A 20381-nucleotide genomic window follows, 5' to 3' on the forward strand; every position below is an offset into this window, starting at 1 on the left:
CCGACCTACTTCTCGACCGCTCTACTTTTCGGCCGCCCAGGACGGTGGCCTCTTCTCCAGAAAGGACATCATCCCCTCTCGGGCCTCGTCGGACGCAAACAACCTGGCCGATTGCTCGGCGACGGCCGACCCGCGTTCGTCGATCTCGCGCCGGATCGCGGCCGTGGTGAGGAGCTTCGACTCGGCCAGGCCCTGCGGCGAACACTTGCGAAACATGATCATGTAGTCGGCCACCGCTGCCGCGGGAACGGCGTCGGCCACGGTGACCAGACCGATAGCCTCGGCGGTGGCACCGTCGAACGTCTCCCCGGTGAGAAAGTAGCGACTCGCTGCCCGGGAGCTCAGTCGCGGCAGCACGGCCACCGAGATGACCGACGCGGCCAGACCGAGGCGAACCTCCGTCAGCGCGAACGAACTCTGGGGTCCGGCCACCGCGATATCGCACGCCGCGACCAGGCCCATCCCGCCGGCCCGCACATGTCCGTCGATCTGCACGACGACGGGTTTCGGGGTGTCGATGATCAACCGCATCAGGTCCAGCATCTGCCTGGTGCGCAGTTCCGGCGACGAGCCGGCCTCTCGGAGGTCGGCTCCGGCGCAGAACGTGGTGCCGGTGTGGCCGAGCACGATCGTTCTGACGTCGTCGTCGTGCGCCGCAGCGATGAGTCCCGCCGTCAGCTCCTGTACCAACACCGACGACAGTGCGTTCCGATTCTGCGGCGAATCCAACGTCAAATACGCCGTGTCCTTGCTCGATTCGACGAGAACGGCCATCAGTAGCTTCTCGGCAGTCCGAGCGAGTGCTGGCTCACGAAGTTGAGGATCATCTCCCGACTCACCGGCGCGACACGGGCGATGCGGGCGGCCCCGAGCATCGCAGCCAACCCGTACTCACTGCTCAGGCCCGCGCCACCGTGGGTCTGGATCGCCTGATCGAGCGCCTTGATACTGGCCTCGGCCGCAGCGTATTTCGCCATGTTCGCCGCCTCGGCAGCGCCGAAGTCGTCGCCGGAGTCGTAGAGCACCGCGGCCTTCTGCATCATCAGCTTGGCGAGTTCGAGTTCGATCTTGCACTGCGCCAACGGATGAGCGAGACCCTGATGCGCTCCGATCGGCGTCTTCCAGACGGTGCGCTCGTTGGCGTACTTGACTGCCGCGTCGATTGCGTACCGACCCATACCGACAGCCATCGCGGCACCGAGAATGCGCTCGGGGTTCAGTCCCGCGAACAACTGCATCAGGGCGGCGTCGGCCTCACCGACGAGCGCCTCGGCGGGAAGCCGAACGTCGTCGAGGAACAGCACGAACTGATGATCGGGCTCGACGATGTCCATCTCCATCTGCGTCTTCTGCAGACCCGGAGCGTCGGTGGGCACGATGAACAGGGCCGGCTTGAGCTTGCCGGTCTTGGAATCTTCGGTGCGCGCGACGATGAGGACCGCGTCGGCCTGATCGACGCCGGAGATGTAGATCTTGTTGCCCCTCAACAACCACTCGTCGCCGTCGCGACGCGCCGTGGTGGTGATCTGGTGAGAGTTGGATCCGGCATCGGGTTCGGTGATGCCGAAGACCATGATCTTGGACCCGTCGGCGAGGGCGGTGAGCCACTCCTGCTTCTGATCGGGCGTGCCGTACTTGCCGATGATGGTGCCGCAGATGGCCGGGCTGACCACGACCAGCAGCAGACCGGCACCGTGCGCGGCCAGTTCTTCCTGCACGAGCGCGAGTTCGTAGATGCCTGCGCCACCGCCGCCGTACTCCTCGGGCAGATTGACGCCGAGGAAACCGAGCTTGCCCGCCTCGTTCCACAGTTCGGTCAGCGGCTCACCCTTGCGCGCCTTGGGCAGAACGTAGTCGATGTAGTTGTAGCGCTTGCCCAGTGACGAGACTGCGTTACGCAGTCCCTTCTGCTCTTCGGTCTCGATGAAACTCATGATTGTTCTGCTCCTTCGGTTACCACGGCCAGCACTGCGCCGACTTCGACCTGTTGACCTTCTGTGACGTTCAGTTCGGTGAGCACACCGTCCGCGGGTGCGGTCACCGTGTGTTCCATCTTCATCGCCTCGAGCCACAGGATCGGCTGCCCGACCGTGACTGTATCGCCCTGCGCAGCAGCGATTCTGATGACACTGCCCGGCATCGGTGCGAGCAAGGAACCGGCCGCGACCTCGTCGGTCGGATCGGTGAACCGCGGGGCCTTGATCAACCCGACCGGGCCCAGTGCGGAATCGACGAACACGTCCGATCCGTAGCTGCTCACCTGAAAGATGCGACGGATTCCGTTGTCGAAGAGCGTCACCGAGGTCGGCGTGTACTCGACCAGTTCGACGCCATCGAGTTCGACGCCTCCCACCGAGGAGGTGAGTCCGCTGCGTCCGATCGAATATTCGACGGTGATGTCGTTGTACGTTTTGCGCTGCGGTTGGGACCGGAGATTGCGCCAGCCGCCTGGCAATCCGCGATTCACGCGGGCGTTCCGGACGTTGCTCGCAGCATCGGCCAATGCCGCTGCGAGTGCGGACAACTCCTGGGCGCGGGCCTGTGCGATCGGCCGAGCCAGGACATCGAGCCCGTGCGTGTCGAAGAACGCGGTGTCGGTGTCCCCGGCCAGGAACGCCGGGTGTCGCAGGATGTTGACCAGTAGATCGCGATTGGTCTTCAGACCGTGAACGGTGGCCTTCTGCAACGCTTTCGCCAGCAAGTTCGCTGCCTGATCCCGCGTCGGCGCGAACGAAATGACCTTCGCGAGCATCGGGTCGTAGTGAGTTCCCACCACACTGCCGGTTTCGACGCCGGAGTCCACTCTGATGCCGGACTTGTCCAGCACCTCGAACTGCGCACCGGGGATCTCGAATCGGTGCACGGCACCGCTCTGCGGCTGCCAGTCATGAGCCGGATCCTCCGCGTAGAGGCGAACTTCGATGGAGTGTCCGCGGGTCTCCGGCTGCTCGGCGGGCAACCGCTCCCCCGCGGCGACCCCGATCTGCAAGGCCACCAGGTCGAGTCCGGTCGTGCACTCGGTGACCGGATGCTCCACCTGCAGGCGCGTGTTCATCTCCAGGAAGAAGAAGTTGCCCTTCTCGTCGGCGAGGAATTCGACGGTGCCTGCCCCCTCGTAGCCGATGGCCTCGGTGGCCAAGGTCGCCGCATGGAACAGCTTCTCGCGCATGCCGTCGATACGTTCGACGAGCGGCGACGGTGCCTCCTCGACGACCTTCTGATGCCTGCGTTGGATCGAGCACTCACGCTCGCCCACCGTCCACACCGTGCCGAATCGGTCCGCCATGACCTGCACTTCGATGTGTCGGCCGGTCTCGATGTACCGCTCCACGAACACCGTTCCGTCGCCGAATGCCGAGAGTGCCTCGCGCCCGGCCGCTTCGAGCTCCGAGTCCAGGTTCTCGAGGTCGCGCACGATGCGCATGCCGCGCCCGCCTCCGCCTGCGGAGGCCTTGATCAGCACGGGCAGTTCGTTCTCGGTGACCGACTCGGGATCGAGCTGGGTCAGCACCGGTACTCCGGCGTCGGCCATCATCTTCTTGGACTCGACCTTCGAACCCATCAATTCGATCGCCTTGACGGGCGGCCCGATCCACGTCAGGCCCGCGTTCTGCACCTGCTGTGCGAAATCGGCGTTCTCGGAGAGGAATCCGTAACCCGGGTGCACGGCGTCGGCTCCGGCGTGTACCGCAGCGGCGATGACGAGCTCGCCGCGCAGGTAGGTCTCGGCCGAACTGTTGCCGGGCAGACGAACGGCCGCATCGGCCTCCCGCACGTGCGGGGCATTCGCGTCGGCGTCGGAGAAGACCGCGACCGTGTCGATGCCCTCGGCGCGGCAGGTGGTGAAGACGCGTCGGGCGATTTCGCCGCGGTTGGCTACTAGAACGGACGTTATGGTCATGGCTTCACATCCGGAAGACACCGAAGTTGGCGGTGCCTTCGATCGGGGCGGTGGCGATGGCCGACAGGCACATTCCCACCACCGTGCGGGTATCACGGGGGTCGATGACGCCGTCGTCGTAGAGGCGTCCGGAGAGGAACATCGGCATCGACTCGGCCTCGATCTGGCCTTCGATCATCGCGCGCATTCCGGCATCGGCTTCGGCGTCGAAGGCCTGTCCGCGAGCCTCGGCGGCAGCGCGTCCGACGATCGAGATGACACCTGCGAGTTGCGCGCCGCCCATGACGGCGGATTTGCTCGACGGCCAGGCGAACAGGAACCGCGGATCGAATGCCCGTCCGCACATGCCGTAGTGACCGGCTCCGTACGACGCACCGAGCAGAATGGAGATGTGCGGCACCGTGGAGTTGGACACGGCGTTGATCATCATCGCTCCGTGCTTGATCATCCCGCCCTCCTCGTACTCCTTACCGACCATGTAGCCGGTGGTGTTGTGCAGGAACAGCAGTGGGGTGTTCGACCGATTGGCGAGCTGGATGAACTGCGTCGCCTTCTGCGATTCTTCACTGAAGAGCACACCGCGGGCGTTGGCCAGAATGCCGATCGGATATCCGTGCAGCTCGGCCCATCCGGTGACCAGCGATCCGCCGTACATGGGCTTGAACTCGTCGAAATCGGAACCGTCGACGATGCGGGCGATGACCTCGCGCGGGTCGAACGGGATCTTCAGATCCGTGGGAACGATGCCGAGCAGATCTTCTGGGTCGGCCAACGGCTCGATGACCTCGGCGCGAGGCTCCGGGCCCTTCTTCTTCCAGTTCAATCGGGAGACGATGCTGCGTCCGATGCGGATGGCGTCCTGCTCGTCGACGGCGAAGTAGTCTGCGAGACCGGACTTTCGGGCGTGCATCTCGGCCCCGCCGAGCGACTCGTCGTCCGAGTCCTCGCCGGTGGCCATCTTCACCAGCGGCGGTCCGGCGAGGAAGACCTTGGAACGTTCCTTGACCATGACGACGTGATCGGACATGCCGGGGATGTACGCCCCGCCTGCGGTGGAGTTACCGAACACCAACGCGATCGTGGGGATGCCCGCCGCCGAGAGCTGCGTCAGATCACGGAACATGCGACCGCCGGGGATGAACACCTCCTTCTGCGTCGGTAGATCGGCTCCACCGGATTCGACCAACGAGATCACCGGGAGCCGGTTCTGCGTGGCGATGTCGTTGCCGCGGAAACCCTTTTTCAGCGTCCAGGGGTTGCTGGCTCCGCCGCGGACCGTCGGGTCGTTGGCGACGATGAGGCACTCGACTCCGCATACGACGCCGATGCCCATGACGGTGCTGGCTCCGACGGGAAAGTCGCTGCCCCAGGCCGCGAGTGGGCACAGTTCGAGAAATGCCGAGTCCTCGTCGATCAGCAGCTCGATGCGTTCGCGGGCGAGGAGCTTGCCACGCTTCTTGTGGCGCTCGATGTACTTCTCACCGCCGCCGAGCAGAGCCTTCGAGTGCTCGACGTCGATCTCGTCGAGCTTGGTGTTCATCGCGTCGACATTTCCGGAGAACTGCTCCGAGGCCGTGTCCAGCGTGGACTTCAGCACGCTCATGCCTGATACCCCAATCGTTTTGCTGCCAGCCCGGTGAGAATCTCGGTGGTGCCGCCGCCGATGCCGAGGATGCGCATGTCGCGATACTGCCGCTCGACCTCGCTCTCGCGCATGTAGCCCAACCCTCCGAAAAGCTGCACTGCCTGATTGGCGACCCACTCTCCCGACTCGACGGCGGTGTTCTTCGCGAAGCACACCTCGGCGATGAAGTCCTGGTTCTCCTGCAGGGACCGCTCGACGAGGGATCGGGTGTAGACACGTGCGATGTCGATCTTGCGCGCCATCTCGGTGACGGTGTTCTGCACCGATTGCCGTGCGATGAGCGGCTTTCCGAAGGTCTCGCGATCACGAACCCACTGCAGCGTCAGATCGAGGCATCGCTGCGCGCTGGCGTAGGCCTGGGCCGCGAGCGCAATGCGCTCGGTGAGAAACGCCTGCGCGATCTGCGCGAAACCACTGTTCTCTGCACCGACGAGGTTGGCGACGGGAACCCGGGCGTCGACGAACGACAGCTCAGCGGTGTCCGATGCGCGCCACCCCATCTTGTCGAGCTTGCCGGTGACCTCGAACCCGGGTGTGCCCTTCTCGATGACGAGCAACGAGACACCGGCTGCGCCCTCGCCTCCGGTGCGGACCGCGGTGACGACGAAGTCTGCTCGGCACCCCGAGGTGATGTACGTCTTGGATCCGTTGACGACGTAGTGCTCGCCGTCCTTGACCGCCCTCGTCCTGAGGTGGCCGACGTCGGAGCCGCCACCCGGCTCGGTGATCGCGAGCGAGCCGATCTTCTCCCCCGCCAGCGTGGGCCGCACCCACTTCTCGATCTGGTCGGCGTCACCCGCTGCAACCAAGTGCGGCAACGCGATTCCGCTGGTGAACAACGACGCGAACAGGCCACCCGACGCTCCGGCCTGATGCATCTCCTCGCAGATCACGACTGCGTCGGCCAGATCTCCACCGTCGCCGCCGACCTCCTCGGGGAAACCTGCGCCGATCAACCCCAGAGCGGCCGCCTTCTTGTGCAGCTCACGCGGTATCTCGCCATCGGCCTCCCACTGGTTCATGTGCGGAGCGATGTCCTGCTCGACGAAACTGCGGACGGTCTTTCGAAGCTGCTGACGCTCCGGCGTCGTCCAGATACTCATGTGAAGTCTCCTTTGAATGCCAGGGTTTCGGGGATGTCGATGTACCGCGATCGCAGCCACTCGCCCAGTCCCTTGGCCTGTGGATCGAATCGGGCCTGCGATGCCACGCCCTGACCGAGGATGCCCTCGATGACGAAGTTGACGGCCCGCAGATTCGGCAGTACGTGCCGGGTGACGGTGAGCGGTTCTGCCTCTGGAAGCATCTGCTTCAGGGTCTCGACCGTCAATGCATGGACGAGCCAGACGAATTCGTCGTCGGTGCGCACCCAGACTCCGACGTTGGCGTTGCCGCCCTTGTCTCCGCTTCGGGCCGCGGCGATGGTGCCGAGTGGGAGCCGGATGGTCGCCTCGTCCGGTCGCGGTGCCTGTAGCGCCGGTTCTGCGAGGGGCTCGAGTGCCCGCGTCTCGGTCGACGGTGCGACGGCGCGCTCGGTGCCGTCGGCCAGGTGCGCGACGTGCGGTACCTCGGCTGCGTCGACGAAGCCTGCGGTGAAGACTCCGTACGGGGCTCCGTTCCCGGGTGGCGCGGTGACCGAGAACCCCGGATAGCTCGCCAGTGCGAGTTCGACTGCCACCGCTGAGAACTGACGTCCGACGGCGTCGGGGTTGCTGTCGCGGGCGACGCAGCGCAGCAGAGCACTGGCCGTCTCCTCCGTCTCGGCATCGGGCTTGTCGGTGCGGACGAGCGTCCAGTCCAGCTCGGTCGGCCGCGCCGGGAGCCAGGACTCGAACTGACGCTGTGCCAGTCCGGCTTTGGCTTCGATGTCCAGTCCGGTGAGCACCATGGTGAATTCGTTGCGGAAGCCGCCGAGCGCATTGAGCGAGACCTTGTAGGTGGGCGGCGGCGCTTCACCGGTCACACCGGTGATGGACACCCGATCGCTGGATTCCTGCGTCAGGATCGCTGAGTCGATCCGCGCGGTGACGTCAGGGTTCGCGTAGCGGCCGCCGGTGATTTCGTACAGCAACTGGGCAGTCACGGTGCCGACGCTGACAGCACCGCCGGTGCCCTCGTGCTTGGTGATGACGGACGATCCGTCGGACTCGATCTCGGCGATGGGAAAGCCGGGACGGGACATGTCGGCGATCTCGGTGAAGAAGGAGTAGTTGCCGCCCGTCGCCTGTGTTCCGCATTCGATGACGTGCCCGGCGACGACGGCCCCGGCCAATGCGTCGTAATCGGTTGCAGTCCATCCGAAGTGAGCCGCCGCAGGTCCGACGATGACACTGGCGTCGGTGACGCGCCCGGTGACGACGACGTCCGCCCCGGAGTTCAGGCATTCCACGATGCCCCACGCGCCGAGGTAGGCATTTGCGGTCAGCGGGCTGCCGAGGCCGAGTTCGGCCGCTCTGCCGAGGAGGTCGTCGCCGTCGACGTAGGCGATCTTCGCGCCGGAGTCCAGCTTCTCCAATGCCTCGGCCAGGCCGCGGGGGTTGAGTCCGCCTGCGTTGGCAACGATCTTGACACCCTTGTCCAGTGCCAATCCGAGGCAGTCCTCTGCCTGGCGCAGAAAGGTTTTGGCGTAGCCCCGGGTCGCGTCCTTCATCCGATCGCGGCCGAGAATGAGCATCGTCAGCTCGGCGAGGTAGTCGCCCGTGAGGTAATCGAGTTCGCCGCCCTCGAGCATCTCGCGCATCGCGGACAGCCGGTCTCCGTAGAAGCCCGAACAGTTGCCGATTCGTACGGTCATGCTGTCTCTCGTCCTGACTGTGGCCGTCCGGCCCCGGGAGGGCCTGCGAAGGCCTGGGCGATGGTGATCCAGTGCGCGGCGTCGGTTCCCTCGGCGCGGATGTCGAGGTCGTCGCGGTGGGCGCGCTGGGTGACGAGGAGGCAGAAGTCGAGGGCCGGTCCGCTCACGCGTTGGGCAGCGTTCTCGGGCCCCCACGTCCAGAGCTCACCCGACGGTGCGGTGAGCTCGATGCGAAACGGGGTGGTGGGCGGAGCCTGATCGTTGACGGCGTAGGCGAAATCCCTTGTCCGGACGCCGATGTGCGCGACGCCGCGAATTCTGTCGGTGGCGACGCGGGTGACGCCCAGTGCGTCGGCGACATCCTGACCGTGCGCCCAGGTCTCCATCAACCGTGCTGTGGCCATCGACGCGGCGCTCATCGGGGGGCCGAACCAGTCGATCTTGGTCCCGGACGGGACTTGCACGAGAGCATCGGTCATCGCCTGGCGTCGGGTTCGCCATTCGCTCAGCAGGTTCGGGTTACGAGATTCTTCCTCGGCGGCCTCGTCGACGAAGCCGGTGGGGTTCTCCCATGCCTTCTTCAGGGTGAGAGCGAACTCCTCCTTGGCCTCGATATCGCCGGACGCTGCGGACGTAGTTCGCTCCGCGACGTGATCGGTCCAGGAAAGATGTGCGATCTGATGCGCGACGGTCCAGCCCGCGGCCGGTGTCGGTGCCGCCCATTGCTCCGGGGTCAGTTCGGCCACGAGTGCGTCGAGGTCGTTGCCCTCGGCGCGTAGGTCGTCGACGAGAGGGTCGAGGTCTGCCATGAGCCCAGCTTCACAGGAGGTCCTGAAAAAAGCAAGCACGCTTGCTTGTTAATTCGTAACCTTACGTTCGCTTGCCGTCTCTACGGTGCGGAACGTGAAAATGTCGAGACTCACGGCCGTCGCCGTTACCCTGACCTTCATGGCTGCCGGTTGCTCCTCTGCGGACACCGCCACCGACGAACTGTCGAGCATCCGGGTGGCGACGTTCAACGCCAGCCTCAATCGATCCGCAGCCGGGCAGCTGATGACCGACCTGCAGGGCGAGAACGCTCAGGCTCGCGCGGCAGCCGATGTGATCGCCGCGAACTCACCGGATGTGTTGCTGGTCAACGAGTTCGACTATTCGGGCAACGACGCAGTGGCCTTGTTCAACGACAACTACCTCGACGGGCAGTACCCGCACTCCTTCACTGCGCCCGTGAACACCGGCGTCGATTCGGGGCTCGACCTCGACCGGGACGGCGAACTCGGCGGACCGGGCGACGCATGGGGGTTCGGTCAGTTCCCGGGCCAGTACGGGATGGTCGTGTACTCGAAATATCCGATCGCGACCGATTCGGTACGCACGTTCCAGAATTTCTTGTGGAAGGACATGCCGGATTCGCTGTTGCCGCGCGACTATTACGGGGACGTGTCCGACCGGCTTCGACTGTCCAGCAAATCGCACTGGGACGTGCCGATCGACGTGAACGGGAAGACGCTGCACGTGCTGGCGTCGCACCCCACTCCCCCGTCCTTCGACGGACCCGAGGACCGCAACGGCAAGCGCAACCACGACGAGATCAGGCTCAGTGCCGACTACATCTCGGGTGCGGACTACCTCTACGACGACAACGGTGTGCGCGGTGGGCTCGAGGACGGTGCGTCGTTCGTCATGCTGGGCGATCAGAACAGCGATCCGGTCGACGGTGATTCGGTTGCCGGTGCCATCGCGCAGGTTCTCGACCTTCCGCGGGTTCAGGATCCGGCACCCACGTCGGCCGAACATGGCACGGACACAGCAGATTTCGCTGACCCTACGCCGGGTGACCTGCGGGTGGACTACGTGTTGCCCTCGGACGACCTGACGGTCATCGATTCGCAGGTGTACTGGCCGAATCAGCCCGAGCATCCCTCGGACCATCGACTGGTGTGGGCCGACCTCGAAATATGATGGGTGCGTGATCGATCTACCGATTGTCGAATTCGCGTATCCCGGCCCCCTGCGGGATGCCCTGGTCGCGGCCGTTCTCTCCGGCGAGAAGACCAGTACAGCAAGCCTGTTGGTGCAGTACGCCGACGAGGAGCTGCCGAGAGTCGGCGAACGCGGCGCGGTGGTGGATTCCGCCGGTGTCGTGGTCGGATTCATCGAGACGACAGGCGTCGAAATCGTTGCGCTGAGCGATGTTTCACTGCAACACGCGCTCGACGAGGGCGAAGGATACATCGACGTCGCGCAGTGGCGAACCGGGCACGAGAAGTTCTGGCAGTCGGCGGAGGTCCGCGAGGAACTGGGCGATCCACACTTCACCGTGAACGACGACACCCAGGTGGTCCTGGAGCGCTTCGCACTCGTGTCGGAATGAGGCCGGGTGGCGGCCTCGGGATGGACGCCAAGAGCCCTGCCCTTGCTGTCGAGCGGTCCAGACGACCTAAGGCACCCGTGAGATACAGGCGAGGATCGAACATTTTGCCGCCAGCGGATGGGACCGTCCTCGTCCGGGTAGCAGAGTGCACCGTCGCGCTTACGGACTTGGCCGCCAGCCCCATGGTCAGACAGTTGTCGCAGATCGCTCGAATCTCTTTCAAAATCTTGGTCGATGTCTCGGCTCTGACGTTGTCGGCTTCCGCACGCACTGTTCGACGGCAGCACGGAGCCGGAGAAGCGGTTCGGTAATCGAGTCCGGAATGCGGATCAGTCCTGGATCGTGGTGATCGTTGCGTGCTCGACGCAGCGTCCGGGTCAATACATCGTGTCGGTGGGTTGGTGTATGGGCACTCATACGTCGATTCCGTTTCGCTGCAACGATATTGGCATTGACGGACGAGCCACGTTCCATTACAGTCGAACACACGTTCTACACTGTTTGAGAACACTTGCCGGGGGCGATGACACAGTGACCACATCGACGCGCAGTCGGTTCGCGGCCTATCTCGGGCCGCAATCGAAGCCGTACATCGAGCCTGCTTCGTTGGCCGAGATTCGAGATGTCGCGATTCTGGAAAATCAGGCGTGCGCTCGCAAGGTCGCTCTGGCCGCAGCCATCTGGGACACATGCATTCATCAGAACGTCCTCGTCGGTGATGTCATTCAGGACGCGGGCAACTACGCGGCTTCCGAAATTGCGCACGTCCTGGGTTGCTCGAAGACCGTTGCGAACACATACGCCGAGGTCGGAATGGACCTTCGACTCCGGCTTCCCGCCGTCGCCGCAGCATTCGAGGCCGGCGAACTCGACCTACCCCGCGTCCGCGCGATATACCGCTGCACCCACAACCTGACTCAGGACGCGGCGACGGCCGTCCAAAGCGAGGTCCTGTACGCCGCCCGACGCCTGTCACCCGGTCCTCTGGCGACGGAAATCTGGTCGATCATGTTTCGAATCGCACCCGAACAGGCTGCCGCTCTACGCAAGGACTTGGAACGGCACACCAACGTCACATACACCGACAAAGATGTGCTGTCGACGCTGAAGGCCGACCTCACCGCGGCGGACGCCGCCGCGGCCTGGCAACTCATCAACGAGATGGCCGCTACCGTCTGCCGACGCGATCCGCGAAACAGAGGGCAGAAGCGCGCAGCCGCGTATGTTGCTCTGCTGCATCAGGAGTCGTCGATAGCATGCTTGTGCGAGCCCGACGACGACAATCCGTGCACGGCAGATACCTCACGCCCGAATCGGCGTGCGCCGCTGACCGTGATCACGGTCGACCTCGCCACGCTCGCCGGTCTGCTGTCCAATCCGGCTCACCTGTCCGGGCACGGCACCATCGATGCCGAATACGCCCGAGAACTCGCCGACAACGCGCACTGGCAGATTCTTCTCACCGAGGCACGCAACCTCGCCGACAAACTCGGCTACGGCGACGACCTGGAATCACTCATCGATCTCGAGACCGACACCGACACCGACACCGAGAATGACGCAGGTAAGGAAGACAAGGCTGTCGACAACAGGACCGACAGCGGCAGCGGCAGCGGTGGAAAGAACCACGGCGGATCGAGAGGTGCGAAGCCACGAGGATCGAAGGCACGTAAGAACAGCCGGTCCGAGGGCAGCAGGCCCGAGGGCAGCAGGTCGCATGTGGTGTTCCATCCCCTGGGGCGCAGTCGTCGTCGGGTCGGCGGTTCTGTTCCTCGGCCCCCGCAAGCCCCGAAGTCCGCACAATCACCGCGAAACAGCTGTGTCGCAACCCCGTATCGCGGCACCTACACGTTCGTTGCCGAACTCGAAGCGGCAATCGCAGCAGAACCCACCCTCGGGGTCGCGCTGCACCCGGACGGGCACGGCGGCCTGGTGCTGCCACCACCCGGAGCGCTCGACTATCGGCCCACTATTGCACTCGCAGAACGTATTCGGTACCGCGACCGCACCTGTCGACACCCGGGCTGCGATGTCCCGGCCCAGCAATGCGAGATCGACCACATCGTGCCGTATCTCCATCGCGACCCCTCGACGGGAGGATGGACCATCGATACCAACCTGCACTGCCTGTGCCGCTATCACCACAGCCTCAAGACAATGGGTGTGTGGACTCCCGTCATGCTCGCGGACGGTGTCGAGTTCTGGCTCTCGAACGCCGGCACCACCGCGATCACGGTTCCCGGCACGACACAACTCGCGGACTTCAGCCACCTACCGAGGATCCACTCGAAGCCGAGAGGGTCGGCACCTCGGCGCGATTCGTCGACTCAACAGCCAGCGGATCCACAACCGACCCCGGTGCCCGCCTGGGCACCCGAGGACGAGCCACCGCCCTTCTGACCGGGCCCGGGAGTGCACACAGGTGTTCCGCCGCAGTCGAGTATGTCTGCGGCGGAACACCTGTGCGTGGTCGTTCGTGGGTGTCAGCGTGCGTAGGTACTCAGGTCGTACACCGTCGCGCTGCCGACCGTGGTCGCCGTGAAGTTCGCCTCGACCCACTCCTGGATCTGTGAGGACGTACTCTCCGAGTCGCCGCCCATTCCTCCACGAGCCATACCGCCACCCATTCCTCCGGACACGTAGTACGTCACCTCGTGGTTGGAGACGTACTCGATGAACTCGTCGAGCGACGGCGCAGGATCACCACTCCACCCGCCGATGGCCATGACGGCCGTATCGGACGACAACTCGTATCCGGCTGCGGACATCGAACCGTTCACCGCAGCGGACCACCTCGTGGTCGTGGATTCGAGCAGAGCCGTCAACTCCTCGTCGGTCTCACCGCCCATGCCACCCATGCTGGGCATGCCGCCTGTGCCGCCGTCACCGGTGGCGAAGCCTGCCGGAAGATCGGCCGCATCGGCAGGCATGGCCGCATCACCGCCCAGCACAGCATCATTCGGAGCAGCATCACCCGGCATCGCTCCCGTCGGCATTCCACCACTCGGCATTCCACCACTCGGCAGTCCACCACCAGGCATACCGCCGCCTGGCATTCCACCCAGGCCTCCGTCGCTGACTGCACCGGTCGGACCTGCAGTGGGGATGGAACCACTGTGCGCGTTCGTCGTCGTAGCGATGGCATACGACGCGCCGCCACCGAGACCGGCCACGGCTCCGAGGATCAACGCAGCGGCGGTGAGCTTTCGGTACCGCCCCGCGAACAGAATCATCACAGCAGCGACGATTGTTCCCACCAACAGGATCCATTTCAGTGCCGGCAGCCAGTCCGCGTTGCGGTGCAACAACACCCAGCTCCAGGCACCGGCCGCAACCATCATGGTGGCCATACCGGCTCTGCCCCATATCGATTCGCGTCGAAGCCACAGCGCGTAGCCGCCGGTTCCGATCATGCCCGCGAGTGCAGGGGCGAGCGCGACGGTGTAGTACGGGTGAATCGTTCCGGACATGTAGCTGAAGATCAGCGCTGTCACAAGGAACCAGCCGCCCCACAGAATCAGCGAGGCACGGAGAAGGTCGGTACGTGGCGCTCGGCCACGAGCGGTCAACCCGAAGACCAGCGCCACCAGGGCCGCCGGGATGAGCCAGGAGATCTGGATTCCCATCTCGCTGCCGAACAGTCGGTCCAGACCGGTCGAGCCGCCGAAGCTGGACCCGGCTGCCCCGGCACTCATTCCGGCCGGAGCCTCCATCCCGCCACCGCCGGTGTTACCGAAAATTCGGCCCAGCCCGTTGTACCCGAGCACCAGATCCATCACGGTGTTGTCGGTGGATCCGCCGATGTACGGTCGGGCACTCTCCGGCCACAACTGAACCGTCACCACCCACCACCCCGCAGCGACGATCAGCGCTGCGAACGCGCCGACGAGATGCAGCAACCGGGCCCGCAACTGCGCGTGTCCCGCAACGAGATACGTGAATCCGAACGCGGGCAGCACCAACAATCCCTGCAACATCTTGGTGAGGAACGCGAACCCGAGAGCCACACCGGCCAACGCGAGCCACATCGCAGCCCGACGCCCGGCCGAAGTCTGCAGAGACCGCACGACGAAGTAGCCGCCGAGTGTCATGAGAAGAACGAGCAGCGCGTCGGGATTGTCGAAGTCGAACATCAACGCCGCCGCAGGAACAGACGCCAAGGCGAAGCCGGCGAGCAAACCGGCCGCGGGGTTCGCGACGCGTTTGACCGCGGCATACACCGTCGCCACCGAGGCAACACCCATCAGCGCCTGGGGAAGAAGCAGGCTGAAGCTCGAGAATCCGAAGACCCGAGCCGACAGTCCCATCACCCACAGTGCGGCCGGCGGCTTGTCCACGGTGATGAAGTTCTCGGAATCGAGCGACCCGAAGAACCACGCCGTCCAGTCCTTGGTTCCTGCCTGCACCGCAGCGGCGTAGAAGGTGTTCGCGTAGCCACTTGCCGTCAGGTTCCACAGGTACAGCGTTGCCGTGGCCGCGAGCAGAACCAGCAGCCCGAGCAGGTGCCGGCGGCGATACCACCACCTGTCCTGCCAGGACGGCTGGCGGGCGTGCGACGGAGGCATCGCGGCCGGTCGGTCGAGTTGGGCAGTCATCGCAGATCCTGTTCGTCGAAGTTGTCGACTACGAGAATGTGCGATGGACCGTCGGCCGGGCTGGGAGCAGCCTGCGAACTTGCTGTGAGCGAGAGAGCTCGCTCAGACGCGATCGGCGTACACGACGATGTTGTCGTCGTAACTGGAGATATCCGAGTCGAATTGGCCGCCACAGGTGATCAAGCGCAAGCCTGGGTGGTCGATGTCTCCGTAGACCTTGTCGGTGGGAAACGCATCCTTCGGATACTGCTCCACCGCGCTGACGACGAACCGGACCGTGCCGCCGTCCTGGCTGACAACGGTCACATCGTCGCCCAGTTCGAGATCGCGCAGCCGGTAGAAGACACCGGGGCTGCCGCCCCAATCCACATGCCCCGCAACGATCGACGGTCCCAGCTGCCCCGGAACCGGCGACCCGGTGTACCAACCGGCGGGGAAACCGCCCGCGGGTACCTCCATCGATCCGTCCGGACGCAGACCCAGACCCATCACATCGGAGTCGACGCCGATCGCACCGATCTCGAGGCGCGCAGGCGGGGACCCGGGCGCCGACGACGATCCGGCGCCGACCTCACCCGACGGCGTGACGACGGCGGGAGCAGAAGCCGAGGGCATCGACTCGTTCTGCGCGGGGCCGGCATCCGAGGGCGTTGCGCAGCCGGCAACCAGCGACAGCAGCACCAGGAACGCCGCTGCCACCGCCCGCACCACGACCCGATGACGGGTCGTGGTGCGGGCGGATTCGGCCGGAGGTACCGATACCTCGACGGTAGGTCTCACCGATCAGTTCCGACGACGAGTCAGAGCCAAGGCAGAGAAAGCACCGACCGCAAGTACCGCCAGCAATGTCCACATCGGAGCGAACGACGTTGCAGTCGAACGGTTCACGGTACTGCCGTCACCGGTGTCGACACCACCGTTCGGGATCTGTGTGATCTGGCCACCGGGGTTGTACGTGCCCGGCTGATCCGGGCCACCCGGTGTGATCGGCTGATCAGGCGTGTTGGGCTGGTTCGGCACGTTCGGCTGATTCGGCACGTTCGGCTGATTCGGCACGTTCGGCTGATTCGGCACGTTCGGCTGATTCGGCACGTTCGGCTGATTCGGCACGTTCGGCACGTTCGGGACACCCGGGATCGGCGGGATGGTGATCACCGGCGGCACACCCGGAATCGGGGGCACCTCGATGACGATCGGCGGCGTACCTCCACCGTCACCCGGCGTACCGCCACCATCACCCGGAGATGTCGTGGTCACGGGCGGCGTGGTGGTCTCCGGAGATGTCGTGGTCACCGGCGGCGTGGTGGTCTCCGGAGATGTCGTGGTCACCGGAGGCGTGGTGGTCTCCGGAGATGTCGTGGTCACCGGAGGCGTGGTCGTAATCGGAGGCGTGGTGGTCACGGGCGGCTCGGTGGTTCCGCAACCCGGGTTGGTGATCGTGTTCGAGTCGAGGGTGACAGCTCCGTCCAGAGCCAGTAGCCGTCCCTGCACATCGGCATTCGTGGTCGCGGTGATCGACGCCCGTGCCATGATCGTGCCCACGAAATCGGTATCGGTACCGAGAGTGGCCGAGCTTCCGATCTGCCAGAACACGTTGCACGCGTTGGCGCCGTTGATCAGAGAAACACTGCTTGCCGACGCCGTGACCAGGGTCGACGCTGCTTGAAAGATGAATACGGCGTTGGAGTTGCCCTGTGCGTCGAGTGTGAGGGTTCCGGTCAGGTCGAACGTGCCCGAACCGTACAACCCGGCCAACAATGTCTGTCCGCCGAGTTCGACTCCGGTCGAGGTTGCTCCCGGTCGACCGGCGGCGTCGTCGTATCCGTCACTCAGATCCGCTTTCGCCTGCGCTGCAACCGAATTGCGGTCGTCGATAACTCCACTGGTGAGCTCTCCCGGTGGGAATCCGGTGATGAACGGTTCGACACCGACGCCTGGGCTCACTCCGACGTTGCCGCCGATCCTCGACGGGCCGGTGTTCGTGATCTTGGAGCCGGCCAGAACGGCGTAACTCTCCGCGGTGCCGAGTTCGACGGTGGTGGGTTGAGCCTCGGCTGCGGGGACGTTGATCAGCATGAGTGCGCTGGTGGCCAAAGCGACCGAACCGGCAAGCGGAACGAGGGTTCTTCCCCTGCGCTTGATGGGGGTCGACGTGCACGTGTGCTGTGAAGCGGGCATGGATTGCATACCGTTCTGCTGGTTGGGCGAAGCGGACTTGTTGCCGGACTTCGTGAACCGCGCAATCGATCCCCCGACGAGTTCGATTGCGCAGCAATTGATGTCGCGACGCTCAACGGCCGCCCCGGACCGATCCGAGTGCGTGGAGGTATCGCGGTTCCGTATTCGATGACGTCACCGGCCGACGGAGTTCGGCAAGGTGACACAACTATGCGATCAGCGGAGGCTCGTGCCCACTCCGCAACTAAGAGTTTCCCCGTATCTCTACGGTGTAGAGCTACAGCACACCATGTGTAGGATAATGAGTCAAGCGAAAAGTGTTGTCGAACAACAAGTTTGTTTGCCCCCTACTTACCGGTCGGTTCACTGCTTTCGAGAGGTTGCCTACCGATGTCCACGACGAACCGACCGGGCCCACACTCCAATATCAAGATCGACCGCGAGTACGTGGTATCCGCCGCCCTGAGCATCGTCGATCGAACCGGCCTCGACAGCCTGACGATCCGGAGCCTCGCGGCATCGATCGATCGCGATCCGATGACCGTCTACCGATACCTGCCCACCAAACAGGCGTTGCTCGACGCCATCGCAGATTCGGTACTGGGCACACTCGTCTGCGTCGACGGCGCAGACCCCGATTGGCAGCGTCAGCTCAGAATTTTTGCGCGGCACTACCGTGAGCTCGCCCTCCAACACCCACACGCGGCGGTGCTGCTGACCACCTGCCCTCAGGCGACCCCACTGGGATTGGGCACGCCCCGGTCACTGGCCTCACTCGAGAACATTCTGATTCTGCTGACCACCGCAGGATTCACGCTGCCCGAGGCCCTGACGAGCTATCGACTGATGATCTCTTTCCTACGCGGCCATCTACTGAGCGAGACCCAGGAAACGACCGCCAACCCGGACGAGACCGGCGACCGCCTCAGCCTCGCTCTGCGCCGACTCCCCATCGACACATTTCCCCTGCTGTCGACGCTGCCACCTCTGATCACCGAGTACGACGGTGCCCTCGAACTCGAGTTGGGTCTCGACGTGCTGTTCCGAGGCATCACCGCACCTTCGACCTGAGCGGATCGACGCTCCCGGGGCCCGCACCGGACCGAGCCGTACCTTGTCCCAGGATTCACGGCATCGGACTTCACGCCATCAGAGCAGTCCGGTGCCTGCCTCGTTCGCTCGTTCTTCGTCTCGTTCCTGCTGCGCAGCGGCCAGGCCGGACATCGTGCGCAGCGGAACCTCCTTCAGGAAGAGCACCAGTACGAATCCGAGGACCATCAGGATCGACACGGCCAGGAACACGTAATCCATGGCGTCGGAGAACCCGATGCGGAACGGCTCGGCCAGAGCCGGTTCGAGCTTCTGAATGAACGAGCTGTCCTGCAGTGCACTGCCTGCGACGGAGGCGTCACCCGAGGCGATGGCACGAGCGAAACCCGATTCGAGCGGATCGGAACTCGTGGCGGCGCTCTGTACTGCCTGCTGGAATGCCGGGGTCGAACTGGCGGCGATCAACGCGTCTCCCGTCTTCGGGGTGAGCTGGGTGAACAGCATCGACAGGAAGACGGCAACGCCGACCGTCGCACCGATCTGCCGGAAGAACGTTGCGGCAGAGGTGGATACACCCATGTCCTTGGGCGGCATCGCATTCTGGATGGCCAGGGTCAGCGGCTGCATCATCGAACCGAGCCCGAGGCCGAACACGCCCATGACGACCATCGTCTGCCACAGCGGGGTATCGGCGTGCACGTAATGGAAGACGAACATCGCGAGCGCCATCAGTGCCGTACCGACGATCGGAAAGATCTTGTAGCGTCCCGTCTTCGAGATCATCCGACCCGAGACGATCGACGCGACCATCAGGGCACCGACGAGGGGCAGGGTCTGATAGCCGGCCAGCGTCGGCGACGATCCCTTGACCACCTGCAGATACTGAGGCAGCAGCGAGATGCCACCGAACATGGCCGCACCGGCGATCACACTGACGGCAATACACAACGAGAACAACGGATTTCGGAAGAATCGCATGGGAATCAGGGCGTCGTCGCCCATCTTGATCTCGGCGAGCACGAACGCGATGACGCCGACGATGCCGATTCCGAAACACAGCAGGGCCCGCGGCGAGCTCCATCCCCACACGCGACCCTGCTCGGCGATGATGAGCAGCGGGACCAGGCCGACGCTGAGAAGCACTGCGCCCCACCAGTCGACGCGCGCCTCGCGGCGGTACACCGGCAGATTGAGCACTCGCCACACCACCACGAGCGCGATGATGCCCAGCGGGACGTTGATGTAGAAAACCCAACGCCAGCCGGTGATTCCGAGAATCGACGACTGCCCGGCGAGCAGGCCACCGATGACCGGTCCGAGCACGCTGGACGTGCCGAACACGGCCAGGAAGTAGCCCTGGTACTTGGCGCGTTCGCGCGGAGGCACGATATCGCCGATGATCGCCAGCGCCATCGACATCAGACCGCCTGCACCGAGGCCCTGGATGGCGCGGAAGGCGGCGAGCTCGTACATCGACGTCGCGATGCCGCACAGCATCGATCCGACGACGAAGATCGAGATGGCCGTCATGAAGAACGGCTTGCGCCCGTAGAGGTCCGAGAGTTTGCCGTACAACGGGGTCGAGACCGTCGAGGTGATGAGGTAGGCCGTGGTGACCCAGGCCAGCACCGAGAACCCGTTGAGGTCGTCGGCGATGGTGCGGACGGACGTCGAGACGATGGTCTGATCGAGCGCCGCGAGGAACATACCCATCATCAGGCCCGACAGAATCGTCATGATCTCGCGATGCGAATACTCGCCGGACGCGGGGGTCACTTCAGGCTCGGTTACCATCTCTTTGACGCACCTTTACGTAGCATTTGCTTGTGTCCTACAACGATATT

The 20381-nt window shown here is 64.5% G+C and carries 15 protein-coding genes; 4 read left to right on the top strand and 11 right to left on the bottom strand.

Going from position 1 to position 20381, the window contains the following annotated elements; translation table 11 throughout:
* Positions 1-21: 21 nt before the first annotated feature.
* The 7 genes from CH249_RS03290 to CH249_RS03320 are packed head-to-tail and all read right to left on the bottom strand — an operon-like array spanning position 22 to position 9149.
* Complete coding sequence (locus tag CH249_RS03290; RefSeq protein WP_094682181.1) at positions 22-774, bottom strand: enoyl-CoA hydratase family protein; 753 nt, start codon at positions 772-774, stop codon at positions 22-24.
* Positions 774-1934, bottom strand: coding sequence for an acyl-CoA dehydrogenase family protein (locus CH249_RS03295; protein ID WP_094659355.1), 1161 nt, complete (start codon positions 1932-1934; stop codon positions 774-776). The genes CH249_RS03290 and CH249_RS03295 overlap by 1 nt, the downstream gene beginning before the upstream one ends.
* A complete protein-coding gene (locus CH249_RS03300) occupies positions 1931-3901 on the bottom strand; it encodes a biotin carboxylase N-terminal domain-containing protein (protein WP_094682182.1) in 1971 nt (656 codons plus the stop codon). The genes CH249_RS03295 and CH249_RS03300 overlap by 4 nt, the downstream gene beginning before the upstream one ends.
* A gap of 4 nt (positions 3902-3905) precedes the next feature.
* Positions 3906-5504 carry an acyl-CoA carboxylase subunit beta gene (locus CH249_RS03305; protein ID WP_094682183.1) on the bottom strand — a complete coding sequence of 533 codons (1599 nt, stop codon included), beginning with the start codon at positions 5502-5504 and terminating at the stop codon, positions 3906-3908.
* Entirely contained in the window at positions 5501-6649 is a 1149-nt protein-coding gene (locus tag CH249_RS03310; protein ID WP_094646945.1) for an acyl-CoA dehydrogenase family protein, read from the bottom strand. The genes CH249_RS03305 and CH249_RS03310 overlap by 4 nt, the downstream gene beginning before the upstream one ends.
* Complete coding sequence (locus CH249_RS03315; protein WP_094682184.1) at positions 6646-8340, bottom strand: acyclic terpene utilization AtuA family protein; 1695 nt, start codon at positions 8338-8340, stop codon at positions 6646-6648. Before CH249_RS03315 ends, CH249_RS03310 begins: the two co-directional genes overlap by 4 nt.
* A complete protein-coding gene (locus tag CH249_RS03320; protein WP_094682185.1) occupies positions 8337-9149 on the bottom strand; it encodes a TIGR03084 family metal-binding protein in 813 nt (270 codons plus the stop codon). Before CH249_RS03320 ends, CH249_RS03315 begins: the two co-directional genes overlap by 4 nt.
* A gap of 100 nt (positions 9150-9249) precedes the next feature.
* On the opposite strand from CH249_RS03320, the gene CH249_RS03325 reads away from it, so the two are divergent.
* The 3 genes from CH249_RS03325 to CH249_RS03335 all read left to right on the top strand — a co-directional run bounded on the left by CH249_RS03325 (position 9250) and on the right by CH249_RS03335 (position 13114).
* Complete coding sequence (locus tag CH249_RS03325) at positions 9250-10302, top strand: endonuclease/exonuclease/phosphatase family protein (protein WP_256988087.1); 1053 nt, start codon at positions 9250-9252, stop codon at positions 10300-10302.
* A gap of 7 nt (positions 10303-10309) precedes the next feature.
* Positions 10310-10714, top strand: coding sequence for an ASCH domain-containing protein (locus CH249_RS03330; protein WP_094682186.1), 405 nt, complete (start codon positions 10310-10312; stop codon positions 10712-10714).
* Positions 10715-11245: 531 nt separating this feature from the next.
* Positions 11246-13114 carry an HNH endonuclease signature motif containing protein gene (locus tag CH249_RS03335; RefSeq protein WP_256988069.1) on the top strand — a complete coding sequence of 623 codons (1869 nt, stop codon included), beginning with the start codon at positions 11246-11248 and terminating at the stop codon, positions 13112-13114.
* Positions 13115-13197: 83 nt separating this feature from the next.
* Here the strand turns inward: CH249_RS03335 and CH249_RS03340 are convergent, their stop codons facing one another.
* From CH249_RS03340 to CH249_RS27775, 3 genes are all read right to left on the bottom strand, one after another.
* Positions 13198-15309 (bottom strand): glycosyltransferase family 39 protein, encoded by a 2112-nt coding sequence (locus CH249_RS03340; protein WP_179273057.1) that lies wholly within the window; start codon positions 15307-15309, stop codon positions 13198-13200.
* Positions 15310-15411: 102 nt separating this feature from the next.
* Positions 15412-16089 (bottom strand): class F sortase, encoded by a 678-nt coding sequence (locus CH249_RS03345; protein WP_217901366.1) that lies wholly within the window; start codon positions 16087-16089, stop codon positions 15412-15414.
* Positions 16090-16092: 3 nt separating this feature from the next.
* Positions 16093-17487, bottom strand: a complete 1395-nt coding sequence (locus tag CH249_RS27775) for an ice-binding family protein (protein ID WP_256988070.1) — start codon at positions 17485-17487, stop codon at positions 16093-16095.
* A gap of 390 nt (positions 17488-17877) precedes the next feature.
* Here CH249_RS27775 and CH249_RS03360 point away from each other — a divergent pair, with 390 nt between their 5' ends.
* Complete coding sequence (locus CH249_RS03360; protein WP_032393995.1) at positions 17878-18558, top strand: TetR/AcrR family transcriptional regulator C-terminal domain-containing protein; 681 nt, start codon at positions 17878-17880, stop codon at positions 18556-18558.
* 78 nt (positions 18559-18636) lie between these two features.
* On the opposite strand, the gene CH249_RS03365 is transcribed toward CH249_RS03360, so the two are convergent.
* Positions 18637-20331, bottom strand: a complete 1695-nt coding sequence (locus CH249_RS03365) for an MDR family MFS transporter (RefSeq protein ID WP_032393994.1) — start codon at positions 20329-20331, stop codon at positions 18637-18639.
* Positions 20332-20381: the final 50 nt, after the last annotated feature.

Origin of the sequence: Rhodococcus sp. 05-2255-3B1 (genome assembly GCF_002258545.1) — a bacterium.
Taxonomy (GTDB): Bacteria; Actinomycetota; Actinomycetes; order Mycobacteriales; family Mycobacteriaceae; genus Rhodococcoides.